The following is a 25,288-nucleotide window of genomic DNA, read 5'->3' as shown; positions in this document are numbered from 1 at the left end:
GGCGAACTTGAAGTTTAGTACTTTTCTAAATGTGGTTATTTACTTTCATAGGCTGTATATTTCTTTGCAAAATGAATGAAAGCTTCTTTTAACTCTGGGTTTTCGTTGATTTGCTTAAAAATGTCTTCTTTATGTGCCTTTCTCTTCGTATTGGTGACAGAATAAACATCGGATATGTCTGGCATTGAGAGGTAACGCAAGGCGGCAGCAGGATGTTTAAGATCTGTATTTAATTGTATGTGCTGTTTGGTGATGTTATGAAAGCTACTTTTTGTGAAACGCGTTTCACAACCGAAAGATTTAATTTTGCTCCCAAGCCGCGCTTTCTTCTCACATTTTGTTTTAAATGAATCGTCTTCAGTTAATTTGTTGTACAAATCATAAAAGTCCTTTTTAGCATCTTCCATCTCGAACTTTAAAATATATCTCGGCTTTTCACCGTATACTTCAATACGTTCTATAGGTTCTTTATACTTATTTTCAATCGATGCGGAAGCACTTACTGCAAATGACGTGGAAATCACAAGCAAAGCTAAAATTAAATTTGGATAAGATTTTCTCATAATTTAAATCCTTATTTGAGTGATCCAAAATAGGTCCAAGAATAAAGCTATCATACTAGGTAAAGCTGAACAATAAATATACGTACTTGGGAGGGAAGTAAATTAGAAGGAAAACAAGAAAGTATGTTTAAATTAATTTTTTGTTAAAAACTTGTTTTATTTTGTGGTTTGGCTAAGGTTAAAGTGAGCTTGAAAGCTAGCTCGCCCAGTGAGTAGACTTGCCGTCAGTTAACGTGTTAACTGACGGCGTTTTTTATTCCGTTGGTATTATACCAATTAGTCTTAATACTTGTTCAATTTGAAGGAGCAAATCTGACGTTAACTGTGTTAAAAATTTCTCATTTAGAAGAACTAAATAGCAAAATTTTCTCGCCTCAAAATAGATCACTTAATTAAGCGAATTGGTATTAGAACTTCAGTTTATCAATAAGTGTGTTTGGGTCGATTTCCAGTTCATCCATTAATGACCAGCGAGTTTGCTTTTGTACACTACCTTTTCCTAAGATCCAGTAATCATAAGTTTTTTCAATACGGCCATTGGTATGCTGGATAGTCAGCCACGCATTTACATAACTCAGTAGATCTTGATTGCGCTTGGCGACGGCAAATCCAACGGGGTATTTCAAGCTCGCCCCTTCCGGCACCACAACACCAAATTCAGGGTAGAACATGCTCCATGCAAAGCCCGCCTCTGCGCTGATCACTAAGGCGTCATATTTCTCTGGGTGCTTAAAATAGCTTTGCAGATTGTTAATGCTGGATACTTTTACCTTAGGGTTTTGCTGCGCCAATTGTTTGAGTAGCGGAGCATACTCAACGTGAGCTAAATTCAGCTTATCAAGCGTAAGTAGGGCTGACTTGTCAGCAAACTTCTTTAAATCATGATCTTTGGCCAAGAGCGCCAGTTGCAGCTCCAACACCTTGTCACTAAAGCGCAAGCTTTGTAAGTCGGCAATATTAATTTCAAGGCCGGACATTGCAATGTCGAAATATCCCTTGTTGAGATACTCTGCCAGTTGTGGCTTTTTAAAAGGAATAAACTCGATTTTAACCCCAAGGTCGGATGCGAGCCTATGTGCGAGGCTGACATCAAAACCAACTAACTGGTCTTTTTGATTAAAGTAACTAAATGGCACATTATCGATAAGATATCCTACACGCAGCAGGTTACGTTTTTTAATCACATCGATATTCGTCAAAGACAACTCACCACTTTGGTATGCTTTAGGGACATAGCTAAGCACATGAGCTGGGACGGTATCTGAGATCACCATATTAGCTATGGCCTCATCGGCCGATTTAGTTTGCTTACCGAGGTAATTATTTGCCGTAAAACTCAACAACATAAATGCTGGGAGTAGTGCAGATAGTAGCGTTAAATAATAAACCGAGCGCACGCGTTTTAGGTGTAATTGCCTGCGGTTGATGAAAATACATAAAAATACAAATGCGAAGATATATACCACAGTGGTCGGTGAAACCACTTTCGCGGTGAGCACTGACATCGATAGATATAACTGATAAGTATCAGCCGGGACACGCAAGGTATCGAGCAAATAGGGAATCGCGATATGTACGTTAGCAAAGTAACTTAGCATCGCCGATAAAGACACATTAGGAATTTGCTCGATGCCGATTTGGTTGCCGGTAAGCCATGCTGCAAAAGAAACAAAAATGAGGGTCGTAAGCTTTCCTAAACTCGGAAAGGTATAAGCGATAGGCACTAACACCTCAGCGATGTGATCAGAGCTTTCGTCGCTTTGCTTAATTTTGCGTAAATGATCTTTGATCCCCTCGGTGATCACCGGCAATACAATAAAAACGTTTCCGGTACTAAATGCGGTGATCCAAGCATTGCGCATAACCATGATGAGGTCGCGATATTTAACAGGGGTGAGTGCGGCAACAAGCATAGGGAGTAGTACTAACATCAAATACACGCCGACACATAAAACGACGACCCAGTACACTTGCAATTCAGACAGTTCTTCTGCGCTCATGGTGCCAGCGGTGCTTGCTGTCATCGCAAAAATGCCGATAGGGAAGATGGCAATGATCTTCTTGGAAATCACCGACAGACCTTGACCAACGACTTCTAACACATCGAGTAAACGGTTTTTCTTTTGATTAGAAATAAGCGCCATACCTAGCGCAATACAAAATATGACTAAGGCAGGTACATTACCTTCTGCCATAGAAGCAAATGGATTAGAGGGAATATAATGTTTAACGAAGTCTACTTCGGGAGCTGTGGCGACCAGTGCAGGGGAAAAAAAGGTCCCGGCATTATGCGCTGGTAATGTCATAATAAAGCACCAGATCACAGCAAGACCTACCACCCAGATGGAGATCATAACTAGCGCTGCTTTTGCAAGAATGCTTTTAACTTGTTCGGGATTAAATTTCCCTAAACCCACGATAAGGCTGACGACAATATAAGGGAGAATGGTGATTTGCATCAGGTTTACAAAACCTGTACCAATAGGTTTTAAAAATGATAACCGTTCACCGAAAACTAAACCAGCAAAAATGCCAAGTATGAGCGCCCAAAGCATCCAGTTAATGTTTTTTAGAAAGTTAAGCAATTTAGTCATGTGCTCAGTCGAAAAAAGAGCGGTATTTTAATTAGCTTAGCTTAAAACTTACTGAATGTTTGAGCGATTTGATTACAAATTATCGAGTGTTTACTCAAAGTTCATAATCATCCCCATTTTTGGCACGATAACAGGCTTTTCCTGCTGGTTGTTGCACGCCGTGATAAAAGCTCATCCATAGTTTTTGTAGCTGGGTTTTAGTCTTTTTACCAACCACAGACGCCAGTGGTGTTTCGACGATAATATCTTCGATATGAGCGCTATCAAATTGGCCGAGCATTCCGGTGCGATTGAAGGTAATTTCAATATGTAAGCCATCGTCCTGTTTTAACAAAAGAGCCTCCGGTGTTTCACGGTGACCGCAAAGCGCGACGAATTGGCTACAATTTTTTAAACCGCAATGGGTGCCGTTGGCAAAAAACGCAAGCAGGTGATTGTAGTAAACCACATAGTCTGTCACCTCCATGTGTGAACCAAACTCTAAAGGACATTGTTCATCAAGATACTGTTTTGCCAGCATTGACTGTTGCGCTTTCGTATCATCAATTGGTTGCTCTGTATGCGGTTGTAATTGCGCTGCCATGATCCACCTCACTTGTTCATGTTGTCATAAATTGGGAAATATATTCTGGTTGTTTCGTGTACATTTTGAGTGTAAGTTAAATATTCAAATAATTTCACAAAAAGAATTTCACAGTGTGAATTTCACAAAAATGGGGTGTGAAATCATGGCAAAAGTTGCAAGCTTAATTAGAAAGTCCCACTTTTTGGGTACTAAAATAAGAAATCTAAGAAAGCGTAACCATCTGACTTTAGAAGACTTATCGGCTCGATGCGTTAAGCAAGATCCGGCCAGCGCGCCTTCCGTTTCCTATCTATCAATGATTGAAAGAGGCCAGCGTACGCCAAGCGAAGCGATGCTCGAAAACTTCTCTAATGTATTTCAAAAACCGATTGAGTGGTTTTTAGACAGTCAACCAGAAGCGCCGGAGATTGCGCCAGATAAAGGCAATTTCGGTGGGGTAGTGGGGATGGCTTTAGAGCCCAACTTTCTATTTGCCAAAGAGATATTACAAATTGCGATCCCAGAAATGCTGTCCCAAGCGGGGATCAGTGGTAGGCAGTTTGCGCACCTTTTGATCCGCGCCCACCAAGAGCACCATCAAAACCACTTTCCTGATTTAGAGCGAGCAGCCGATGAAGTGGGAGGTAAAAATCTCTATCTCAGTTGTGATGACCTCATGGCAATTTTGCTAGCAAAAGGTCGAAAAGTGGAGTGGTTTGAGCAATCTTCGCCTGGCGGAGAGGGGATGATCACTTCTTATTTCAAAGAGCCAAACATAGTGTTTATAAATCGCGCGTTGCACGCACATCCCGCGAGAATGAAATACGATTTAGCCGTTCATATTGGTCATGCCGTGCTTCACAATAGTGAAGGGTTAGAATGTGTACTCACTACAGGAGAAAGCCGGAAGAGTAACGATAACCCCGATCATGATACTCCAAATGCCCAAGATATTTTGAGCGCGTGGCAGGATTTTGAATCGAGCTTCTTCGCAGGGGCCTTATTGTGTCCCCGTACACCATTTCGGCAGTTACTCGAAAGCCGAGGTTACGATGTACGTGTCCATGAGCAACTTGGTATTTCTGCTTCCGTCGCAATGCGCAGAATGACATCGGTTTCACCTTATCCACATTGGCATTATTTTGATGCTTATCAAGCAGGTAAACTCAAGGCGGTGTATAGGGGAAATGGTATTCCTTTACCTTGGGGTAATATGCGTAGCGTTGCCGATCCGTGTCAGCACTGGGCCGTATTTCGTAAATTTCATGATGATAGTAATAGTGCCAGTGCTCAGCTTTCGATCCTGAATGTTAATGGCAAACCGCGTCTGTATTGCTGTGAGTCAGTAAAAATCGTTGATGTAGCGAATCGTCCAAGGGTGCTGTGCGCGGGTCTTGATCTCAATCCTGCTATTAATGCACAAGGAATTGATGCTGACGCCTTGATTGGAGAATTGCAACAAGCTTGTATTAGCCATGGTGGCGCGAGTGTGGTGCCCTATCATATGAAAACCCAATTACTCCGTGTTGCCAAGATTTTAAATATCCAGTGGATTGAAAGAGGGCTTGAGGGCTCTGTTAGGGTGATTTGTACTCGAGGAAAAAGCTGTCCAAGAAAGCCGAGCTGTTATGTCGAGAGTCCGTAATTGACGCCATTCGATGATTGTTTTGTTGAGTTTTTGATAATAAAAGTTGAAAAGGTGGGCGTTGCATGCCATATTTTTTAAGCGGGTTGTTTACATCTGCTTAATACTCATTCTTTTAACTATCATCTAGGAGACGTAAATGTTCATCTACAACAAACAACGCCCTAGTGATCTGCATGAATGTTCCGTTAATTACCACTTGAGTGAGTGGTTCGACGAATAGCCTCACCTGAATTTCAATTCTATTCCCACCGACAATTTGTTGGTCGGGTTTTATCACGTTCCGTATCAATGCGAATGTAAGCTCTAACGCTAATTGCGTTTAGGTTTTTCAAAAAACCAAATTAATAATACCAGTTGTATTAAGTAAATGATCTATCTTGAAGCGGGGAAATAGCTTTAGTAGCAAGGCAAAAATTTTGCTATTTAGTTGTTCTAAATGAGAAATTTTTAACGAAGCTAATATGCTATTTCACCCTTCAAATTGATTAGAGAATTAATTCAATTGGTATAAGGCTTACTTCTGCACTTTTGGCCATCGTCATCAGTGTATAAGTTGCCGTGGGCGCTTCGTGCAAATACCAGTGCGGCAGCGTAGCTTTGCAATGCAACGGTACGGACCATAGAAACATATATCATTCAGGTAAATACTATGAAAAACAATAACATTCTATTTGTATCACTAGCTGCTTTAATGCTTGTTGCAAGCCATAGCTATGCTTGCTCAACTACTGAAACTGAATCTAACGACAGCGAAGGTAATGCCAATAGTGGAGTGTGTAATAACACGACAATTAGCGGCGAGTTATCCAGAGGTGATATCGACTGGTTTACTTTTGATGTGGCGGCGCCAGGTTCGATAGATATCTCGCTAGACCATAGCTCTGGTGATGATTTTGACTGGTTCTTATATCAAGAAACAGGCTCAGCAGTTGTCAGTAGGGAAACGAGTCAAATACCAGAAACGGGGAGTTTTTATGCTGAGACTGCAGGTACTTATTATATAAAGCTAACGCGATATAGTGGCTCTGGTTGGTATGATTTGATTGTGAATTTTGTCCAAGGTGAAACTCCTCCACCGCCAACTGGAGAGTGTAATTACGGTATTCGTCCGTCAAAACCTGGGGCATTAAAGGCTTATCTTGCTGGTAATAGTTCAGACACGTGCAACACGCTCACACCGGATAATGGTGCCACGCTCTTAATGGGAGGGGGAACCGATGTTGATAATGCTTTTAGCCAAAGAGTGGCTCCCCATATTGGTAATGGAGCTGATGTGGTGGTACTGCGTACTTCCGGCACGGACGCGTACAATGATTACTTACTTGGTCTGATGGCGGCAGATTCAGTTGAGACGTTAATTATTGATTCTGTTAGTAAGGCTAATGACCCTTATGTTGATTGGGCGATTCGCAGTGCCGAGTTTGTCTGGTTTGCAGGAGGCGATCAGTCTGATTATCTAAATAAATGGCAAGGAACTTCTGTCCAAAGCGCGGTGCAGCACGTTTTTGATAAGGGAGGAGTTGTTGGTGGTACATCAGCTGGAATGGCGTTACTGGCCGACAGTATTTACGATCCTGATGGTGTGCTCGGTGCTATCTCCAGTGAAGTAGTAACCGATTTTTGTCACGAAACACTGAATTTTAGTAGTCGGTTTGTTTCTATCCCCATGCTAGACAATGCGCTAACAGACACGCACTTTGCTGAGCGTGACAGAATGGGACGTGCAGCCGTATCTTTAGCTCGCCACAGTAGTAACTATTTTAATATTGCAGCGAGTGAAGCAACATCAATTTTCATCAATAGCGAAGGCGAAGGGATTGTGGATGGGGGCGCTGAAGTTTATATTCTCAAAGAAACAGCACAAACTAAAAGAACAGCACTTGCTTGCGGTCAAGCAGTACAATATCAAGACTTTTTGCGAGTTAAAGTGTTGCCTGGGCAGAGTTACAACATCTACACCCACACACATAGTAGCGGTGAACTCGCGGTCTCCATTAACGGAAACTTGAGTAACTTTTATTTACCCAATAACCCGTATTAAGCAGCTAAATACAATTAGTTTTCTGACTTAATATTAACCATAACCCAATGCCGTTGCCGGTATTGGGTTTTATATCCGGAGTAAAAGTACCGTGCTAGAGTCGCATGATATTTTTGATCTATGCATTTTAGTTAGTTCATTTCTAATTCCAAGTTCAGATGAAATAGTAATTTTGTCTGTTTAACTTTGTGCACTATTGCTGTAAGTTACGCCGAATAATTGTGAGTAAAGGTCGGTATTTTGGAAATTCGTCAAGTAGTGGGTTCATTAACACAAGTCTATTTTAATTTGGTGCAAGCATATGAAGCTGAGTTTTCAGTGTTGACGGAAAAATTACCAGATAGTAACGGTTTATTTCAGATAGATACGCCAATAGATGAACAGCACCTTGGCTACTTGGCATATGAAAATGGCCATCCGGTTGGCTTTATCAATATTTTTAAAGCGCAAAATACCTTTGAGGTGTGTGAGTTTTATATTGTGCCTGCAGCGAGAAAACGCAAACTTGGTTCTTCGTTTATGTCCAAAATATGGCAAATGTATCCTGGGCATTGGCAAGTCAAGCAAATTCAAGGCGCAGATCACGCGATCAATTTTTGGCGCAACGCATTGACGTTAAACGGTATCGACTACAGCGAATCTCAATATCAAGACGACTACTGGGGTGTCGTAAATAGACAGGTCTTTACTGTATAATGGGTGTATATCGATTAAGGCATAATATCTAGGTGATGTTATGCCTTAGCCATTATTAGATTTTACTTCTAATTAAATCCCTGACGAGCAATCTGGCTGGGTGGATTGCCTGATGTACTCGCTCGCTTAAAGGTCTTGCTTCGCCAAGTAGAGTTGCAACTAAGTGCTCAGTAGCAAGTGGAGCACTGCACAGTCCTCGTGCGCCAAAACCGGTAACAATATGAATTCCTTGATAGGGTAGTGCTAGCTTCCCAAAACCGTAGTGTTTTCCCTTTCTTAAATTAGCAAACGCCGAGCAAAACTCATCGTTATGCTGGACTTGACCAAGCATAGGCAAATGATCGTTAAAACAGCAACGTACCGCGGCTTTTGCTGAGGTAATCTCGCCAAGACTCGCGGCTAAATCCGTGTCTTTATAAAAGCGTTCAAGCTGGGCGCGGTTAACTGCATCATCTTCGGCTTTCACCTCTCGGCTTTTGCTATTTTTTTCAAATGTCGCACCCATACAATGCTGCCCATTCATTGCGGGAGTAAAGTACCCTTTATGGCAAAGTACGGTATTGAGTTTTTGTGATTCTTCTCCAGCATCAACATGAGAGACCTGACCGCGAACGCCGTGTATAGGAATATGTTTGGTTTGCTCGAATCGGTCAGAGTGCTCACCGCCACAGACAAAAACATCTGAAAACGGCCCAAATGTATTATCTTCACTGTGTAACAGCCAGCCGCTCTCAGTTTTTTCAAGCTTTTGTATATCAGTATTAAAATGAGTCGAAACCGCTTTGAATGCGTGAGCTGCATCAAACACTGCTTGCGTTACCTCTGCCGGGTTTAGCCAGCCTGCCTCTGGAATATAAAGTCCACCGTAGGGCAGTGTGGTATTTGCTATAACTGAAGCCTGCTTGGCATCAACGGCATGAATTAAGTCATGCGGCCAAGTTGCTTTTTCAGCTAAGTTTTGATGCTGCGCTCGTTTGGCCTCACTAACAGACTGCAAGAGTACGCCACACCAATCGTGTGCGAAGTGGTAGCCCGCATTTGCAATATGCTGATAAAGGCGCTTTGCATATAAAAAGCTGTGGGCGTATAGCTCGCTCGATGGCGTGTGATCTGCTTGCAGGTTTGGATATAGCGCGCCTTGGCGATTGTGAGAAGCACCTTTGGCTAACGCGTCGTCTTGGCAAAAAAGTGTTGCGCCAAGATTACGTTTACCAAGATGATACAACAAACAACTTGAGGCAATACCGCCGCCAATAATAGCGATACTCTCTAGCTTACGCGGTGTGGTGCTGTAATACGCTGGAGTATTGGAGTTTTTATTGGCACGGCTCAGCGTTCCAATCACCATTTCGCGTTTACGACCAAACCCTTTGACTTTTTTGCACGCAAAGCCGGCGTCTTGTAGTCCCCTGCGGACAAAACCCGCTGCGGTAAACGTTGCTAAAGTAGCGCTATCTCGGCTCATATTGGCCATGGCATAAAATAAGCTTTGTTGCCACATATCTGGGTTTTTACTCGGAGCAAAGCCATCTAAAAACCAAGCATCGACAAATCCGGTTTGTTCAAAACTTAGTTGTGGTAAATTATCGTGAATATCACCAAACCATAAATCTAAGGTCACTTGACCATTGTCAAACTCTAGGCGATGGCATCCTTCAAGGGCCATCGGGTATTGTTGGCAAAGTTGTTCGGCGAGCGGGGCAAGCGTAGGCCAAGCTTGTAGCGCTTTAACTAAATCATCAATATGGATTGGATATTTCTCAAATGAGACAAAGTGAAGTTGGTTAACGCATGCGTCTTTGCTACGCTGGTTGAAGTGATACCAAGCGTTGAGAAAGTTTAATCCAGTACCAAAACCAGTTTCTGCGATGACAAATCGGTCTTTGCCATGATTTTGTAACCGCTCGTCGATATGGTTCTGAGTATAAAAGACGTAATGTGACTCAGCTAACCCATCATCGTTGGAAAAATAGACATCGTCAAAACTATCGGCAACAGGGGTACCAGCATCGTTGAAGTGTATTTGAGCGTTTTTTATCATGAAAGACTCTGTGTTCGACTATTTGGGAACTATTTTACTGTCTTTCGACTCAATAGTCTGGTTGCATTTTTAGTTATTTAGGTTCAGAGTACATGTGTACGCTGGAAAGCTGACCACTTGGCGCTAAAATTCAGCGTATACTACGCATAATTTGTAATATCGAAGGGAATAAACCCATGAGAAGAGCCGTTATTACGGGGATCGGTGTTGTTTCGAGCATCGGCAACAACAAGCAAGAAGTTTTAGAGTCATTAAAAGCAGGTAAGAGCGGTATTGCTTTTAACCAAGAATTTGCAGACTACAACCTACGTAGCCAAGTGTCTGGTAAAATAGATATCGACGTAAAATCTCTCGTTGACCGTAAGGCACATCGCTTTATGGGGGACGCTGCAGCGTTTTCTTATATCTCGATGGCGCAAGCAATTGAAGATTCAGGGCTATCAGAAGAGCAAGTATCAAACGAACGCACAGGCCTTATCGTAGGTTCTGGTGGTGGTTCGTCTAAGTACCAAGTTGAAGCCGCTGATATCCTGCGCGAAAAAGGCGTTAAACGTGTAGGGCCTTATATGGTTCCACGTACCATGGCAAGCACGACTTCTGCGTGTTTGGCAACACCATTTAAAATTAAAGGTGTGAACTACTCAATCAGCTCTGCATGTGCAACATCTGCACACTGTATTGGCAATGCAGTTGAACAAATTCAACTAGGCAAACAAGATGTTATTTTTGCTGGTGGTGGTGAAGAGCTACACTGGACGCTCGCGATGGAATTCGATGCCATGGGTGCGTTGTCAACCAAGTACAATGAAACGCCTGAGCGCGCATCACGTACGTACGATGCAAATCGTGATGGTTTCGTAATCTCTGGCGGTGGCGGTATTGTGGTAGTTGAAGAACTAGAACACGCACTTGCTCGCGGCGCGCACATTTATGCTGAAATCGTTGGCTATGGTGCGACATCAGATGGTTACGACATGGTAGCACCATCAGGTGAAGGCGCTGTACGTTGTATGAAACAAGCGATGCAAGGTCTTGATGCTCCGATTGATTACCTAAACACGCACGGTACTTCAACACCAGTTGGTGACGTGAAAGAGTTAGGCGCTATTCAAGAGTTGTTTGGCGATAATTCCCCAGCTATTAGTGCAACTAAAGCAATGACAGGCCACGCACTCGGTGCGGCTGGCGTGCATGAAGCGATTTACTCTTTGCTGATGCTAGATAATGACTTTATCGCACCATCTATCAACATTGATGAACTAGATGAGCAAGCACAAGGCTTAGACATTGTCACAGAGCGCCGTGATGGACCGCTTAACACCGTGATGTCCAACAGCTTTGGCTTTGGTGGTACTAACGCAACACTTGTGATGCAAAAGTACAAAGGCTAATTTACCTTATAGGATATCAGGAACAAGGTGACTTGTTTCTGATATCTTGTCAGAATAACACTACTACCTGTATTAAAAATAATAAAGCAACAAACTTCCTACCTTTTCAATATTTAAAACATACTTTGACAGAGCTTTAATCAAAGTCTAGCTTTATCGTAATATTCACACCTGAAACAATTTTATGATGAAAGTAATAAAACTGCTTGCAAGCCTTCTGTTTGGGGTTGTTTTCCCGATCACACTTTTATTTAGTATTTATACAAGTATCTCTAAACTTGAGAAGGAAATGAGCTCCCCTGCATCTTTAGAGGATATAGTCATCCAATTTAACACTGTTTCGGGTAAGTTGAAAAAAGGTAATGACTATGCTTTGTTTTCTTTAATGATATCTGAAAATGCAAATCAAGGATCAATGAAAAATAAGCAGGTTATGAAAGTTGCAGTGATTCAAATTGGCTTTACCGTAATATCGATAGGTATGCTTTTTGTCGTTTTGGGTTTTAATGATGGTGGTGCTGCGGGCAGTTTGAAAGGCGCAGATATTAGTATTGATTTTAAAACTGCTTCGTCAGGCTTAGGGGCAATAATTATTGGCGCAATAATGGTGGTTTGTGGTGGCGTTATAAATAGTCACTACCAAACTGTTGGATTACCGGAATATCTTCAGTTATCAGAAAACTTTGAGAGTGTTGAAATGAAAATATATAAAGCGTGTAAACAAGAAAAAAATATCGACTTTTCTTCTTGTGTAGAAATGGGTTTAAAAGCTTATATGGAATCTAACTAAGTTAGGAGAAAATACGAATGAAATACCTTATTTTACTATTTTTGGTTGCGCTTATAATTAGTTTTGAAAGCTATGGCAAGACACTATGTTGGCAAGTTAAGAACAAAGATGGTGAAACGAAGGTTATATGTATTGAATTTAACTCTACGCCTACGGTTATTGCTGGGCCATCAGGTTCTAATAAAATGATTATTCCCTGGGCTGATAACACCGGTAATATCTATGTTTCAGTAACTGAGATCGATCCATCTATAGCTAAGCGTAGTGGGGTAGTTACCGAAGAAATGTTGTCTTCTCAATATAAAGGGTTGGTAGTAAAAAATGTGGATGGAGTACGTCAAGCACTTAAAAGCAAAAATACGGATGGTACTCTTTTAAAATCCGAAAACCTTAGTGAAGGGATCGGAGCATTAATAATGAAGGATGGAATGTTAGACGCCTGGCAAAATATTAAAGGTTCTAAGGTGCTCGCGGAAATTGAGTTAAAGGGGGAGGTAGTCAATGTTTCTGAGATAAACTCCAAAACCAGCCAGTTTTTGGTTTTAGAGGAGAAACAGTAAAGATCTACCTCATTTATTTAACGCACGTTATGTTTCATCAAACGTTCTTTATCACGTGACCAGTCACGGTCTTTAATATCAGCACGCTTATCATGTTGCTTTTTACCCTTTGCAAGATAGAACTCGAGTTTTACCCAGCACTTTTTCCAGTACATTGCTGTGGCAATCAGAGAATAACCATCACGCTCGGTTGCACCGATAAGACGTGAGATTTCACGTTTATTTAGTAGCAGTTTACGATAACGAAGCGGATCGCATATCACATGTGTAGAGGCACTATTTAACGGCTGAATTTGACTGGCCAACAAATAGGCTTCGCCGTTTTTGATATGGATGTAAGTATCTGAGATATTGACTTTACCGGCGCGGATACTTTTTACTTCCCAGCCTTGTAATTCGATACCTGCTTCGAACTTTTCATGTAGTGAATACTCATGACGCGCTTTTTTATTTAGCGCTATGGTATTGCTATTTGATTTACTTGAATTTTTCTTTGCCATAATGGCTTAGTCTACCTATAAATCCTGTTTTAAGACAGCGCTTTTTCATTAATGTGACGTATTTTTACTTAGTCAGTGGCTGCAAACAAGATAAATCTGCAAAACCTTGGTAAAATCCTTGTATTAAGATTTGGAGTGTCTATGCCACAGATAGAAAAAAGTGCTTTGGTGATGTATAGCACCAAGGAAATGTTTGAATTGGTCAATGATGTTGACGCTTATCCCGCATTTCTACCGCATTGCTCAGATGCAAAAGTTATCAGCAATGATGATCAAGGGATGACCGCGAGTCTAGAAATTTCGAAAGCCGGCCTAAAAAAGTGGTTTACCACAAAAAATGAATTTGACGGCAATCGAGTAAAAATGTGCCTAGTAGATGGACCATTTAAGTCTTTAAATGGTTATTGGGAATTTACCGCGCTTGATGAACAGGCTTGTAAGGTGAGTTTAAAATTAGAGTTTGAATTCGCGAGCAAATTAATTGAGATGGCGTTTGGCAAGCTATTTAATGAAGTGGCCAAGAATATGGTGTCTGCGTTTACCCAGCGAGCCAAAGTTGTTTACGGAGCGAGATGATGATAAAGGTTGAAGTGGTATTTGCATTGCCAGACAGCGCGACGTCATTGTCGGTTGATGTGCCTGAAGGGACGTCTGCTGAGCAAGCAGTACTACAGTCAGGGATTTTAGAAAAATGCCCAGAGATAGATGCGAATGATTTGACGCTCGGGATCTGGAATCGAACGGTAAAATTACAGCAAGTAGTCAGTGATGGTGACAGAATCGAAATCTATCGTCCGTTAATTGCTGACCCGAAAGAAGCGCGCAGGCGCCGTGCGGAGAAAGCAAAAGAAGAAGGTCGTGCAAGCAAAGTTACCGGTGGGCGACCTGTCTCTTTAGGAGATAAGGAATAATTAACCTGAACTTCGGATAGTTAATGCCTTTCTAGCAGCCAGTTTTAGCGCTAACTGCGTTGAATTCACTTCCAATAGCCAACTATTGGTGCGTAAATTCGCCTTGTTATCCCTAAAACTCTCTGGCTAGATAAGGGTATAATTTAATGTGGTATTAAAAACAATGAGTTAGCTCATTCCTTATCCAAACCTCAGGCTAATTAAAAAAGGGGAAATACCTTTCCCCTTTGACTACGAAATAATGTGTGCCCTTTGACTCTATGAGTCTAAAGGAGTGTTAAATTCTTCTGGCTCTTCGAAGTCGCCGCTTACGCGAACTAGTTTGTCATTCTCGAAATAAACGCTAAATGACTTTCGGACCTCAGAGTCTCTGTCAATATTAAATACGTATTGGTAATGCCAGACATTGTTATTAAAAGTGTCTTTTGCAAGTGGTGTACCTAGTACATATAGCACTTGCTCTCTGGTCATTTGGACGCGAAGCTTATCTACATCTGACTGCTCTAAGAAATTACCTTGTGGCACGTTGATGCGATAAATCCAGCTTGAACAGCCAGACATAAACACCGTCATAACTACAGCACTGAGCCAAACAGAAAGGGTTTTATTAGACAGCATGAAATTGTGTATCCTTATTATCAGTTGTTTGCATGATACCGATTGCACAGAGAAGGTAAAGTCTCTTAGCGGAATTGGACTGCACTAAGTGTAAAAAGTTCGTACATAAGTTGCAATAGTCATCATGTGCAACACAAATTGTAGATAAGATCTTGAGGAGAACCACGAAGTGCTAGGAAAGATGTTACTTAGCGAGCCCAATAAAACGGAACACCAAGCTACTTGGAGCTTATATATCCTAGAAACGCGCTTTGGTCATTGGTACACAGGAATAACAACCAATGTAGAACGGCGCATAGAGCAACATCAGGCTGGGAAAGGGGCAAAAAATTTAAAAGGTAAAGGGCCCTTAACGTTAAAATATCAATATCGAGTCGGTACTAAATCCCAAGCTGCAAAACTTGAGTGGCATGTTAAGCAGCTTACAAAAGCACAAAAAATTCAGCTAGTAGAGTCAAGTGGTGAGCGAGTTAATGACAAAATAAAGTCATTGATGAGATTTACCCCTGCCTGATACTTATTTAAATCCATATTATCTAATGTATCTCTTGTAGTGTGATGATGTTTATCTTCACCCATACCGAAATAAATATAGGGGATCCCTTGGCGATAAAAGGCGTAGTGATCGCTTGCTTTGTGCCAATCAATTCTTGGATTATTTGTATGACGCTCAATTTGTCGTTGTGACGATACTATAGTCAATTTGATTTGAGATTGTGCCTTGTGCTGGAGCTCAGTTTTATATTCCTTAAAACCCGGTGAAAACAACGCAAATAAACGGTTGTTGTTATTTATCCCTAACATATCGAGGTTGATATTGAGTTCAACTTCCTGAGTAAGGTGTTTGGCATAATATTTTGCACCATGTAAGCCGCGCTCTTCAGCATCGGTTGCGACAAACAATATATCGCGAGCGCGATTTGTTTTACTGAGTTGCCTAGCCATGTGTAACATCGCAGCTACGCCAGATGCATTATCATTGGCGCCTGGATAATGTCTCTGTCCTGTGGTTCCTAAATGGTCGTAATGCGCACTGATAACAATGGCCTTGTCACAACGAGGTTGGGTGCAAGGCAAAGTCGCTGTGATGTTGTGACCTGCGTCTTTACTAAAAATACCGGCTCTAAAGGTAAAGTGCTGATAGCTCGGATTTCCACCTAATTGCTCAAAAGCAGCAAAAATATATTGTGCACTGATGTTAGGCGATTGGGCTCCACTTTTACGGCCTTGATGATTAATGCTCGTAAGTGTTTGTAAATCTTGCATCAATATATTATCAACATGAACAATACTTGGATGTTGCGTTTGCGCTACTGCATTCGTGGTACATATCGCGGTTAGCATCATGCCAAGTAGTTGGAAAGGGAGTTTCTTCATTGTTATTGTTATCTCTCATCGTTGTCTGTGGAATTTAACCGGTTGCTTGCAACACCTCTCAATAAGGCTAATTTGCCTTCGTAGCGCGCTTTGTCGTGCTCGAAGACAGATGCTTTGTATGCTTTATTGAGGTAATACTCTGCTTTTTCTCTATTCCCTTCTTCAAATGCGACTTTTGCTAATCCAAAGAAACTGCCGTGAATACTATGATCGAGTTGATAAGCTTTTTGATAAAAATGCTTAGCGCGACTTAAATTTCCATGCTTAAACGCTTCATTACCCAACACTAGCATGTAATAGGGATTGCTCTTTCTTAAGTTGTGAATATTGGCTTCGATCACTTTTGCTTCGTGGTCACGCTCTGTGAGATGGTAAAGTTTTGCAAGATTGCCTAGTGCGTTTCGATTGTCATGATTAATGGCAAGTGCTTGGTTATATGCGCGCTCAGCAAGGTCGTACTGTTGAGTTAGGCGATATAGGATCCCAAGATTACCCCATGCGCCATCGTGATAGGGATCGCTCTCTACCGCTGCTTTGTAGTAACTGTAGGCCATGTCAAGGTCGCCATTAATCATTTCCATGGCGCCTTTGTTGTTATAAAACATGGATAAGATAGTGTTTGTATCTATTGCCGATGTACTAAAATGTTGTGCTCTGCTATTAGGGTCAAAGTCTACGGTAACGGAAGCGGGTTTGACATACAGTGTCTTTACAGAATCTTGGGTATTATCCACTTCAAATATTTTTATGTTTACGTGCCCTGTAAGCAAGCTGTAGCCTTGGCTCTCATCCCAATATTCGGGTATGTGTACACGTTGAAATTGTGTTCTCAAACCCACTTGTCTCGCGATAGCATGGGTTAAAATTGAAAGCGAAAGACAATTGGCATTCATATTACTAAAAGCTTGGTTGGCAGTGAGATTAGCACCAGATAAATATGACATTGAATCGTCGCCACTATTGACCAAAAACGCCATCAACATTTTTGCGCGTTTAACGCCAATTTCGTCGTTATGAAAATATTGCGCGAGTTTTGCTTTAATTTGATTGTTTAGCTGAAATACCTCTGAGTATGACTCTACAGGCTGGATATTAAATTGATGCTTTGAATTGAGAATTGACGTGTCTATCGTCGGTTTGGGAGTGCTATTACAGGCACTAAGTAAAACACTAAGTACAATAATAGAGAACTGAATTACTATCTTCATACAACCTCCAGATTGGGCATTCGGCTGACTTTTAGTTATGGCTTAATTGCTTACCTTTGGCCCTTACTATTATTGAATTTAGACTATAATTGCAAAATTTGCGCGGTGTGATTGTTACACCATGTAACAAAGAGACAATGTGAAAGGGTAAGCCTACGAGACGAAACGTGCAGGCTTACTTTAGAGTTGAACAGAGGTTAAAAGCTCGCGACAAGATCATCAAGCGCTTTTGCTGATGCAGCAAGACGTTGAATTGCTTGTTCCGTGTCAAGTTGCTCGTTCATCACGGCATCGCTTATTTCGCTAATTTGCTCGATGTTGCGGCCGACGTCCGCGACGACATTACTTTGCTCTTCTGTCGCTGTTGCGATAAGCGCGGTCATGTCATTTATTTGATTTGCGGTTTCCGAGATTTCCAACATTAACTCCACTGACGATTGCATTGTTTGAACACTTTGCTCTGCTTGTTCACTGGATTGTTGGATTTGGTTTACGACAGCGCCAGACACCTGAGTTAATTCAGATATCGTTGCTTGGATCTCGTCGGTAGATTGTGATGTACGGCTCGCAAGCGCTCTCACCTCATCTGCAACGACGGCAAACCCACGGCCATGCTCACCCGCACGCGCAGACTCAATCGCGGCATTGAGTGCAAGTAAGTTGGTTTGCTCAGATATGCCTCTGATCACATCAACGATGTTGGCAATGGACTGTGTTTTTTCGGCCAATGTAGCGACTTGACCTGCCATATTTTCGATGTCACCAGCAAGTAAGTGAAGTGTTTCTTGGCTTTCTTGCACACCTTGACGGCTGCGCTTAGTTGAAGCTTTACTTTCTTCTGTTAATTTTGCCGTATTGGTCGCGCTGCTCGCTATCTCTTGTACTGTCGCACCCATTTCATTGATTGCCGCGGCAACAGACATAGTTTGAGACTTTTGTTCATCCAGAGACTGAGAGTTTTGCTGGCTCTGTTTAAACACGGCTTCGCTCGTCACGCGAATTGAACGGCTCTCTTCCGCAACCATGTGGATAGCTTCTTCGATCTTAGCCATAAACTGGTTGAAGCCGCCAGCCAAAGCATGAAGTTCAGGTTGTGCTGAGTCTGGTAAACGATAATTGAGTTTTGCGTCGCCGCTGCCAAGCTGTTCAAATAAATCTGCCATCTTTTTGAGTGGCGCGCTTAAGTTTTTAGCCAGTAGCATACTAAAAAAGCTCGCCACTAGCGCAATCACCAGCGAAAAACCAATGATTTGCCACTGCAAAGAAGTGATCCCACTATTGATTTCACTGGTTGGCACTTGGGCAATAACAAGCAAATCTGTGTTTGGAATTGGGCTCGCTGCAACTAAATTGGTTTCGCCACCCACTTCCAACTCTTTAATGATAAATCCACGTGTGGAGGTAAAATCGCGACTGTGCTGGCCGTAAAAGTCTTCAATTGAGGACTTTGCGACTTTGCTTGCATCTGGGTGCAATTGCACCGTACCTTGCCTATTAATGACGAAAACAAAGCCACTTTGCTCGATTTTCATATTAGCAAGCATGGCCTGCATATCATCAATACTTTTCGCAAGTCCAGCTAAACCAACACCGCTTAGTTGTTGATGGTTTACAAACATTTTTACATCGCCCGGCGCCTCTTGATAGATACTAATAGAGTATGGCGAGCCACTAGTGGTAAAGCCGAAAAACCAACCATCCTGCTCTCTATTTAGTACTCGCAGAAAGCCGTTTTGATTCCAATATTGATTGGTTTCGCGGTTAGCCCAAGAAGCCGTAACTAAGTCATACTGCGCCGCAATACGCTTGAGTTCGTTGACAAGAAGTTTTTCGTCCAAAGTATTTTGCTTGGCACTTTGGGTGATTAATAAATTGCTTGAAAGCTGCTCGGCTGCATTTTTCAACGTGTCTATCTGCTTGCTTAATGATTTATTGATACTTTCTATCTTGCTTGGCAATTCAGATTGCATCATGCGTTCATTGATGAGCGTTTTGGCGCTGTAAAGCGAGGTAAACCCGATTAAACAAGCGACAGCAATCGCAATGAGACTACCCAAAAGGGTAATTCTTTGAGTAATTGTTAAACCTGTGTTTTGCATTCGATTTGTGTGTGTAATCCCGTGGAACCGATTATTCTAGCATAGTAAATAACCAGCTCGGAACAAGTAACAATCCAAGTCACAAAAAAATAATTTTGGTTTATAAAATAAAGTTAATCTCAGTATTTAGTGTTAACTGTATTTGAGTTAAATGGGAGGTTATGTTGAGAAATAGAGATAAAAGGCCACAATCTCAGGGTGGAAAGTGGCCTTGGTTACTAACAAGCGAACTAGTTTGCTATATTATTGACGCAAATTTATTTCTACTTACTAAACAATCTTTTTCATATCTGACATGTAACCGCGAAGGATTTCACCGATTTTTTCTACCGGATGGTTACGGATCGCACGGTTTACAGCGATGAGCTTTTGGTTGTCAGCATAATTGTCACTGTCTAACAAGCCTTCACCAATCTCACGTTTTGTGATTGATTCCATAAATGGCTTCAATAGTGGTAGACATGCGTGATTATACAGGTAGCAACCATATTCTGCGGTATCAGAAATAGTACGGTTCATCTCGAACAGCTTTTTGCGCGCAATGGTGTTCGCGATTAGCGGCGTTTCGTGTAGTGATTCGTAGTATGCTGATTCATCAATAATGCCTGCTGCTGTCATGGTTTCAAACGCTAGCTCTACACCGGCTTTTACCATAGCAACCATCAAAATACCTTGGTCGAAGAAAGTCTGCTCTGAAATTTCAGCATCAGTATTCGCTTGCTTCTCAAACGCGGTTTGTGCGGTTTCTGCACGCCATGTAAGCAATTTATTGTCGTTTTCAGCCCAATCAGCCATCATACCTTCTGAAAACTCACCACTGATGATGTCGTCCATATGCTTGTTATAGAGCGGGCGCATAATGTCTTTTAGTTGCTCGCTCAGTTCAAATGCGCGTAACTTGGCGGGGTTAGACAGTCTGTCCATCATATTGGTGATACCACCGTGTTTTAGCGCTTCAGTGATGATCTCCCAGCCATATTGTACGAGCTTTGATGCATATCCAGGTTCAATGCCTTCTTCTACCATTTTGTCAAAGCATAGTAGTGAGCCGGTTTGCAACATACCACATAGGATGGTTTGCTCACCCATTAGATCTGATTTTACCTCAGCAATAAATGATGACTGCAATACGCCAGCACGATGACCACCGGTTCCCGCCGCATATGCCTTAGCTTGCGCGAGACCTTTACCCTCAGGGTCGTTTTCAGGGTGAACTGCAATCAGCGTAGGTACACCAAAACCGCGTTTGTACTCTTCACGCACTTCTGTGCCAGGGCATTTTGGTGCAACCATGATTACGGTGATATCTTCACGCACTTGCATACCTTCTTCTACGATGTTGAAGCCGTGAGAATAAGCAAGTGTTGCGCCTTTTTTCATTAACGGCATGACTGCGTTTACAACAGAAGTATGTTGTTTGTCAGGCGTTAAGTTTAGAACCAAATCAGCTTCAGGAATGAGTTCTTCATAGGTGCCAACTATAAAGCCGTTTTCAGATGCATTAAGAAAAGATTGACGTTTTTCTTCAATTGCTGAAGGGCGTAGTGCGTAACTGACGTTCAAGCCAGAGTCTCTTAAGTTTAGACCTTGGTTCAAACCTTGTGCGCCACAACCAACGATGACCAGTTTTTTACCAATCAGAACGTCGACACCTTGTTCGAATTCTTTTGGATCCATGAATTCACATTGAGAAAGCTGAGCTAATTGCTCACGTAAAGATAAAGTATTAAAGTAATTCGACATGATATTTCCTGATTCTGTAGAAATAGATTGAAGTCAGAGTAGGGCGAACTTTTGATTGCGTAAAATGATATATTTGAACTATAGTGTTTCAAAAGGTGAAATGCTATGAATCACAAACAACTTAAATATTTTTTGGCACTTGCAGATACGCTGCATTTTTCTCGGGCGAGTGAACGCTGTTTTGTAAGTCCTCCGACATTAAGTCGTCAAATCAAACAGTTAGAAGAGGAAGTCGGCGCGCCTTTATTCCTGCGAGATAATCGCACCGTTGAGCTGACTCAGCAAGGCAAAGCGTTTGTTCATTACGCGCAAGCGACGTTGGCAAGCTGGCGTCAGTTTAAGAGTGAATGCGTTGACGATGATAAGCCTTTGACTGGTGAGCTGAGTTTATTTTGTTCAGTGACCGCGACTTACAGTTTTATTTATGACCTTTTTTCCAAGTTTCGCCATCTGTACCCGCAAGTAGAGTTAAATCTTATTACCGGTGACCCCGCGCATTCAATAGCAGAAGTGGCCAGTGGTAAGGAAGATGTTGCGGTAGCAGTGAAGCCAAAACATCTACCGAACGGTATAGAGTACTTGCCAATCGGCCGTTCGAGATTGGTGTTTATTGGCCCAACGATGGACTGTCCGCTTAAGTCTATTATTGATGAATATAGTCATAGTGAAATGCCGTGGCAGAGGCTGTCTTTTATTATGCCAGAGCAAGGCGTGTTAAAAGATCGAATCGATAACTTTTGCAAAAAACACAATTTTGTTCCTAAGGTTTATGCGCATGTTTCGGGCCATGAAGCTATGGTTGCGCTCGCGAGTTTAGGGTTTGGTATTGCGTGTGTCCCCGAGATAGTAATTAGTCAAAGTCCATTTAAGAATCAAGTTCAGCTTTTGCAGCTTAGATCGGATGAAATTGAAATTGGACTTGTAACTAAGAATAAACGGTTATATGACCCAGTTGTTAAAGCACTTTGGGATACGGCAAAAGGATTATTTACGCTGTAAAGCATCCATTCAGGTTGCGTGACTACACTGTGTTCATCCATGTTGAATGAATGAGGTGCGTCCGTGTCCACTATCTTGGTTGCACAAAGCAATAACAATATATTGACATCACAACAAAAAATGCTTGAAGAGCAAGGCTATACTGTTGAGTTGTTGAGGGAATTAGGTCAATTGAATGGTTTTTCAGGGAAATCTATTAACGGTATCGTGCTTGATCAAGCTATCGCATCCGTACCAACCTGCGATTCAATCAGCCAATTTAGACAAAGATTCAAAGCCCCTGTGATCGTCAGTCTTGACAGCGATGACGAGGATGTTCACAGCCTGTTTTTAGAGCTCGGTGCTGATGAAGTTATTTCCAAAGATGCAAAGCCTAGATTATGGCGAGCTCGACTTGATGCAGTGTTAAGAAGGCAAGCTGCAAACTCGCAGTTTGACGATGAGCCAGAGCAATTAACCTTTGGCCAGCTGCATATCGACAAAAACACCAGGCGCGTGAGTTATGGGCAGGAGCGCATTGACCTCACAACCCATGAGTTTGAGTTGCTATGGTTACTTGCGAGCAATGGCGGCAAAGTAGTGAAACGTGACTTTGTATACGAGCAGATCCTTGGCAAATACTATCGCCCAGATACGCGAACAATAGACGTCCGCATCTCTCGCTTGCGTAAAAAGCTACACGATAATCCGAGTCGTCCAGAGAAGATCAAAACGATTTGGCGTCAGGGTTACTTATTTGTTACCGATGTTTGGAACTAAAAAGTAACAATTTGATTTAACGCAAAGATACTTCGGATTTTTCGAATGCTCAATTCGGAGAAATTTGTGAAACAGGTTTCTGAGACAAAGGGATAACGTCATTTTTATGATGTTATCCCTTTGTTTTATATGGAGTATCCGTATTCTCTTTCACAAGTGATAGCGCTGGAATAGTTAGCTGTTACGTAGCACTTTTAAAAAAATTGTTATTTATACAATGCAAATAATATTGATTGCTATTTAGGTGTGTGTATACTTTACGCCTAGTTATGAAAATATAAACATAATTAGTCTCAAAGGAACAATTCAATGGCACTTAAAAAGTCTCTGTTAACGACTGCTATTCTCGCTGCAACTTTAGGCCTCACCGCATGTGGTGGCTCTAGCAGCAACTCAAATGACAACGATGATAACAACACAACACCACCTCCAGCCACCAATGCTGCACCTACTATTACCGTAGACAGTGCATCAGTATCTGAGGATACGCTTGGTGCTGCGGTTGCAAATATCTCTTTTTCTGACGATAGCGATGAAGTAAGTGCATTGACACTAACCATCTCTGACAACCGTTTTGAAATTGTTGACGGTGCGGTTAAGCTCAAAGCTGCAAACGCACTAAACTTCGAACAGGTTGAAGGCGGTAAAGTATCGGTAACTATCACGGCAACTGACAGCAAAGGCGAGAAAACAGAAGTTGAAGCTGAAATTGCTGTTCAACAAATTGCTGAAGAAAACAAAGCGGGTGTAAACCGCTATGCCTTTAATAACACACAAGGTGAATCTTCAGTTTCTTATTCTGGCCAAATCGCACGTCACGCAGCTATGGTTCATATTAAGAGCCTAATGGGTAAGCTTAATAATGAAACTGTGGGTAATGCGGCGGAGCAAAAAACAGCTGAAGCGGCAATCACTGAGATTAAAACCTTCTTAATGCCGACAGACACAGTGGTCTTGGATGAAACCCTTGATTTCGCTGTTGCCGCAAACGCTGCACAAACCACATTAGGACAAATTTCAAGTTCACTGAAAAACGTCGCTGGCGAAGGTGGTAAAATTGCGGGACGTGATACCTCTAATATGCATAAAGCATGGGAAGAGGATGGTGTCATGGCTGGTTGGGTTAACTTTGGTACACAGCCAAAAACACCTGAAGGTTTAGCCCTACACTATTTAGACCTGCTACAAGCGCAACTTCAGCAGTTTGAAAATGGCTCAACAATCAAAGCAGAGCATAATGGCACAGCTATCACGCTGAACAAACTATATGTAACACCGGAAGGCCTTGATCTTGCCCAGCTAATGCAAAAACATTTAAATGGTGCAGTGTCGCTTTCTCAAGGTGCGGACGATTATCTAGATGATTTACTCATTGGTGAAAAGTCAGCTGATAACGCGACATTGGCGGATGGCAAAAGCTACACGGAACTTGAACACAAGTTTGATGAAGGCTATGGCTATTTCGGTGCTGCTGTTGATTATCTAGACTACACAGACGATGAACTTTCAGCTAAAGGTGGCCGTGAAGCGTATGCAAGTGGTTATCATGACTTAAATAACGACGGGGAAATTGATTTACTGTCAGAGTTTAACTTTGGTAACTCAACTAATGCTGCAAAACGTGACCGTGGCACTAAATCTAACGCTAACCCAACGGACTTCAGCGCTGAAGCACAATTAGCGTTTATTGAAGCACGTAAACTTATCAACGCTAATGTTGGTACTAATGTTGCGCAGTGGTCAGATGAGGACAAAGCGCGCTTAGAAACATTGCGCAATCAAGCGTTGCTAGCATGGGAAAAGTCTATCGCTGCAACCGTTGTGCATTATATCAATGATACAATCTCAAATGATGATGGTGATTTAGACGATATCGCATCAGGTGATTTTGATGCTGATCAATTCTATGCAGTAGCAAAGCACTGGTCTGAAATGAAAGGCTTCGCATTAAACTTCCAGTTTAATCCGTTTTCTCCTGTCACAGATGCAGATTTTGTTAAAATCCATGAATTGATGGGTGATAAGCCTGAATTCGCGGCAGATAAAGTGGAAGCTTATAAGACTGCTTTATTGGAAGCGCGAGAAATCATTGCAACTGCATATGATTTCGATGCTGAGAATGTTGCCAACTGGTAATCTAAATTTTCGTTTATAACGTTAAAAGGTTAGCCGTTAATTCTGCTAA

22 protein-coding genes are annotated in these 25,288 nt (G+C 41.9%); 12 read left to right on the top strand and 10 right to left on the bottom strand.

Features of this window, described 5'->3' with window-relative positions; translation table 11 throughout:
• Positions 1-35: 35 nt before the first annotated feature.
• From BB427_RS13075 to BB427_RS13065, 3 genes are all read right to left on the bottom strand, one after another.
• Complete coding sequence (locus tag BB427_RS13075) at positions 36-563, bottom strand: hypothetical protein (protein WP_069021063.1); 528 nt, start codon at positions 561-563, stop codon at positions 36-38.
• Positions 564-970: 407 nt separating this feature from the next.
• Positions 971-3,157 carry a cation:dicarboxylate symporter family transporter gene (locus tag BB427_RS13070; protein ID WP_069021061.1) on the bottom strand — a complete coding sequence of 729 codons (2,187 nt, stop codon included), beginning with the start codon at positions 3,155-3,157 and terminating at the stop codon, positions 971-973.
• 94 nt (positions 3,158-3,251) lie between these two features.
• Positions 3,252-3,740, bottom strand: coding sequence for a malate synthase (locus BB427_RS13065; RefSeq protein ID WP_069021060.1), 489 nt, complete (start codon positions 3,738-3,740; stop codon positions 3,252-3,254).
• A gap of 145 nt (positions 3,741-3,885) precedes the next feature.
• On the opposite strand from BB427_RS13065, the gene BB427_RS13060 reads away from it, so the two are divergent.
• The 3 genes from BB427_RS13060 to BB427_RS13050 all read left to right on the top strand — a co-directional run bounded on the left by BB427_RS13060 (position 3,886) and on the right by BB427_RS13050 (position 8,107).
• Positions 3,886-5,367 carry a DUF3612 domain-containing protein gene (locus BB427_RS13060; protein ID WP_069021058.1) on the top strand — a complete coding sequence of 494 codons (1,482 nt, stop codon included), beginning with the start codon at positions 3,886-3,888 and terminating at the stop codon, positions 5,365-5,367.
• Positions 5,368-6,019: 652 nt separating this feature from the next.
• Positions 6,020-7,411: a pre-peptidase C-terminal domain-containing protein gene (locus BB427_RS13055; RefSeq protein ID WP_069021056.1), complete on the top strand. Its 1,392-nt coding sequence runs from the start codon at positions 6,020-6,022 to the stop codon at positions 7,409-7,411.
• Between the two features lie 240 nt (positions 7,412-7,651).
• Positions 7,652-8,107, top strand: a complete 456-nt coding sequence (locus BB427_RS13050) for a GNAT family N-acetyltransferase (protein WP_069021054.1) — start codon at positions 7,652-7,654, stop codon at positions 8,105-8,107.
• A gap of 55 nt (positions 8,108-8,162) precedes the next feature.
• Here the strand turns inward: BB427_RS13050 and mnmC are convergent, their stop codons facing one another.
• A complete protein-coding gene (mnmC, locus tag BB427_RS13045; protein WP_069021052.1) occupies positions 8,163-10,148 on the bottom strand; it encodes a bifunctional tRNA (5-methylaminomethyl-2-thiouridine)(34)-methyltransferase MnmD/FAD-dependent 5-carboxymethylaminomethyl-2-thiouridine(34) oxidoreductase MnmC in 1,986 nt (661 codons plus the stop codon).
• Between the two features lie 176 nt (positions 10,149-10,324).
• Between mnmC and fabB the strand changes: the two genes are divergently transcribed.
• The 3 genes from fabB (at position 10,325) to BB427_RS13030 (ending at position 12,889) form a co-directional block, all read left to right on the top strand.
• The gene (fabB, locus tag BB427_RS13040; protein ID WP_010379118.1) at positions 10,325-11,539 is read left to right on the top strand and encodes a beta-ketoacyl-ACP synthase I; all 1,215 of its coding nucleotides are present in this window, start codon (positions 10,325-10,327) and stop codon (positions 11,537-11,539) included.
• A 184-nt stretch (positions 11,540-11,723) separates the two neighbouring features.
• On the top strand, positions 11,724-12,329 hold the full coding sequence (locus BB427_RS13035; RefSeq protein WP_139119070.1) for a hypothetical protein: 606 nt from the start codon (positions 11,724-11,726) through the stop codon (positions 12,327-12,329).
• 17 nt (positions 12,330-12,346) lie between these two features.
• Positions 12,347-12,889, top strand: coding sequence for a hypothetical protein (locus tag BB427_RS13030; RefSeq protein ID WP_069021048.1), 543 nt, complete (start codon positions 12,347-12,349; stop codon positions 12,887-12,889).
• A 17-nt stretch (positions 12,890-12,906) separates the two neighbouring features.
• Here the strand turns inward: BB427_RS13030 and smpB are convergent, their stop codons facing one another.
• The gene (gene smpB / locus BB427_RS13025; RefSeq protein ID WP_010379116.1) at positions 12,907-13,389 is read right to left on the bottom strand and encodes an SsrA-binding protein SmpB; all 483 of its coding nucleotides are present in this window, start codon (positions 13,387-13,389) and stop codon (positions 12,907-12,909) included.
• Positions 13,390-13,530: 141 nt separating this feature from the next.
• Between smpB and BB427_RS13020 the strand changes: the two genes are divergently transcribed.
• Both BB427_RS13020 and BB427_RS13015 read left to right on the top strand, forming a co-directional pair.
• Complete coding sequence (locus BB427_RS13020) at positions 13,531-13,965, top strand: type II toxin-antitoxin system RatA family toxin (protein WP_017215972.1); 435 nt, start codon at positions 13,531-13,533, stop codon at positions 13,963-13,965.
• Positions 13,965-14,300, top strand: a complete 336-nt coding sequence (locus tag BB427_RS13015) for an RnfH family protein (protein ID WP_010379113.1) — start codon at positions 13,965-13,967, stop codon at positions 14,298-14,300. The genes BB427_RS13020 and BB427_RS13015 overlap by 1 nt, the downstream gene beginning before the upstream one ends.
• A gap of 258 nt (positions 14,301-14,558) precedes the next feature.
• On the opposite strand, the gene BB427_RS13010 is transcribed toward BB427_RS13015, so the two are convergent.
• Complete coding sequence (locus tag BB427_RS13010) at positions 14,559-14,918, bottom strand: outer membrane protein assembly factor BamE (RefSeq protein ID WP_010373815.1); 360 nt, start codon at positions 14,916-14,918, stop codon at positions 14,559-14,561.
• Positions 14,919-15,099: 181 nt separating this feature from the next.
• Here BB427_RS13010 and BB427_RS13005 point away from each other — a divergent pair, with 181 nt between their 5' ends.
• Positions 15,100-15,432 carry a GIY-YIG nuclease family protein gene (locus BB427_RS13005; protein ID WP_045987601.1) on the top strand — a complete coding sequence of 111 codons (333 nt, stop codon included), beginning with the start codon at positions 15,100-15,102 and terminating at the stop codon, positions 15,430-15,432.
• Here the strand turns inward: BB427_RS13005 and BB427_RS13000 are convergent.
• The 4 genes from BB427_RS13000 to ilvC form a co-directional block, all read right to left on the bottom strand.
• The gene (locus BB427_RS13000) at positions 15,360-16,295 is read right to left on the bottom strand and encodes a M20/M25/M40 family metallo-hydrolase (protein ID WP_069021046.1); all 936 of its coding nucleotides are present in this window, start codon (positions 16,293-16,295) and stop codon (positions 15,360-15,362) included. The genes BB427_RS13005 and BB427_RS13000 overlap by 73 nt on opposite strands.
• 8 nt (positions 16,296-16,303) lie before the next feature.
• Positions 16,304-17,503, bottom strand: a complete 1,200-nt coding sequence (locus BB427_RS12995; protein ID WP_045987603.1) for a tetratricopeptide repeat protein — start codon at positions 17,501-17,503, stop codon at positions 16,304-16,306.
• A 197-nt stretch (positions 17,504-17,700) separates the two neighbouring features.
• Positions 17,701-19,602 carry a methyl-accepting chemotaxis protein gene (locus BB427_RS12990; RefSeq protein ID WP_069021045.1) on the bottom strand — a complete coding sequence of 634 codons (1,902 nt, stop codon included), beginning with the start codon at positions 19,600-19,602 and terminating at the stop codon, positions 17,701-17,703.
• Positions 19,603-19,872: 270 nt separating this feature from the next.
• A complete protein-coding gene (gene ilvC, locus BB427_RS12985) occupies positions 19,873-21,345 on the bottom strand; it encodes a ketol-acid reductoisomerase (protein WP_039497351.1) in 1,473 nt (490 codons plus the stop codon).
• 105 nt (positions 21,346-21,450) lie between these two features.
• On the opposite strand from ilvC, the gene ilvY reads away from it, so the two are divergent.
• The 3 genes from ilvY to BB427_RS12970 all read left to right on the top strand — a co-directional run bounded on the left by ilvY (position 21,451) and on the right by BB427_RS12970 (position 25,239).
• Complete coding sequence (gene ilvY / locus BB427_RS12980) at positions 21,451-22,344, top strand: HTH-type transcriptional activator IlvY (protein ID WP_010605095.1); 894 nt, start codon at positions 21,451-21,453, stop codon at positions 22,342-22,344.
• A 63-nt stretch (positions 22,345-22,407) separates the two neighbouring features.
• On the top strand, positions 22,408-23,103 hold the full coding sequence (locus BB427_RS12975) for a response regulator transcription factor (RefSeq protein WP_010373828.1): 696 nt from the start codon (positions 22,408-22,410) through the stop codon (positions 23,101-23,103).
• 309 nt (positions 23,104-23,412) lie between these two features.
• Entirely contained in the window at positions 23,413-25,239 is a 1,827-nt protein-coding gene (locus BB427_RS12970; RefSeq protein WP_069021043.1) for an Ig-like domain-containing protein, read from the top strand.
• Positions 25,240-25,288 lie beyond the last annotated feature (49 nt).

The sequence above is a fragment of the Pseudoalteromonas sp. BMB genome (assembly GCF_001709235.1).
Taxonomy (GTDB): Bacteria; Pseudomonadota; Gammaproteobacteria; order Enterobacterales; family Alteromonadaceae; genus Pseudoalteromonas; species Pseudoalteromonas maricaloris.
The sequence above is the reverse complement of the archived record's forward strand: the minus strand, read 5'-3'. Positions and strand labels throughout refer to the sequence as shown.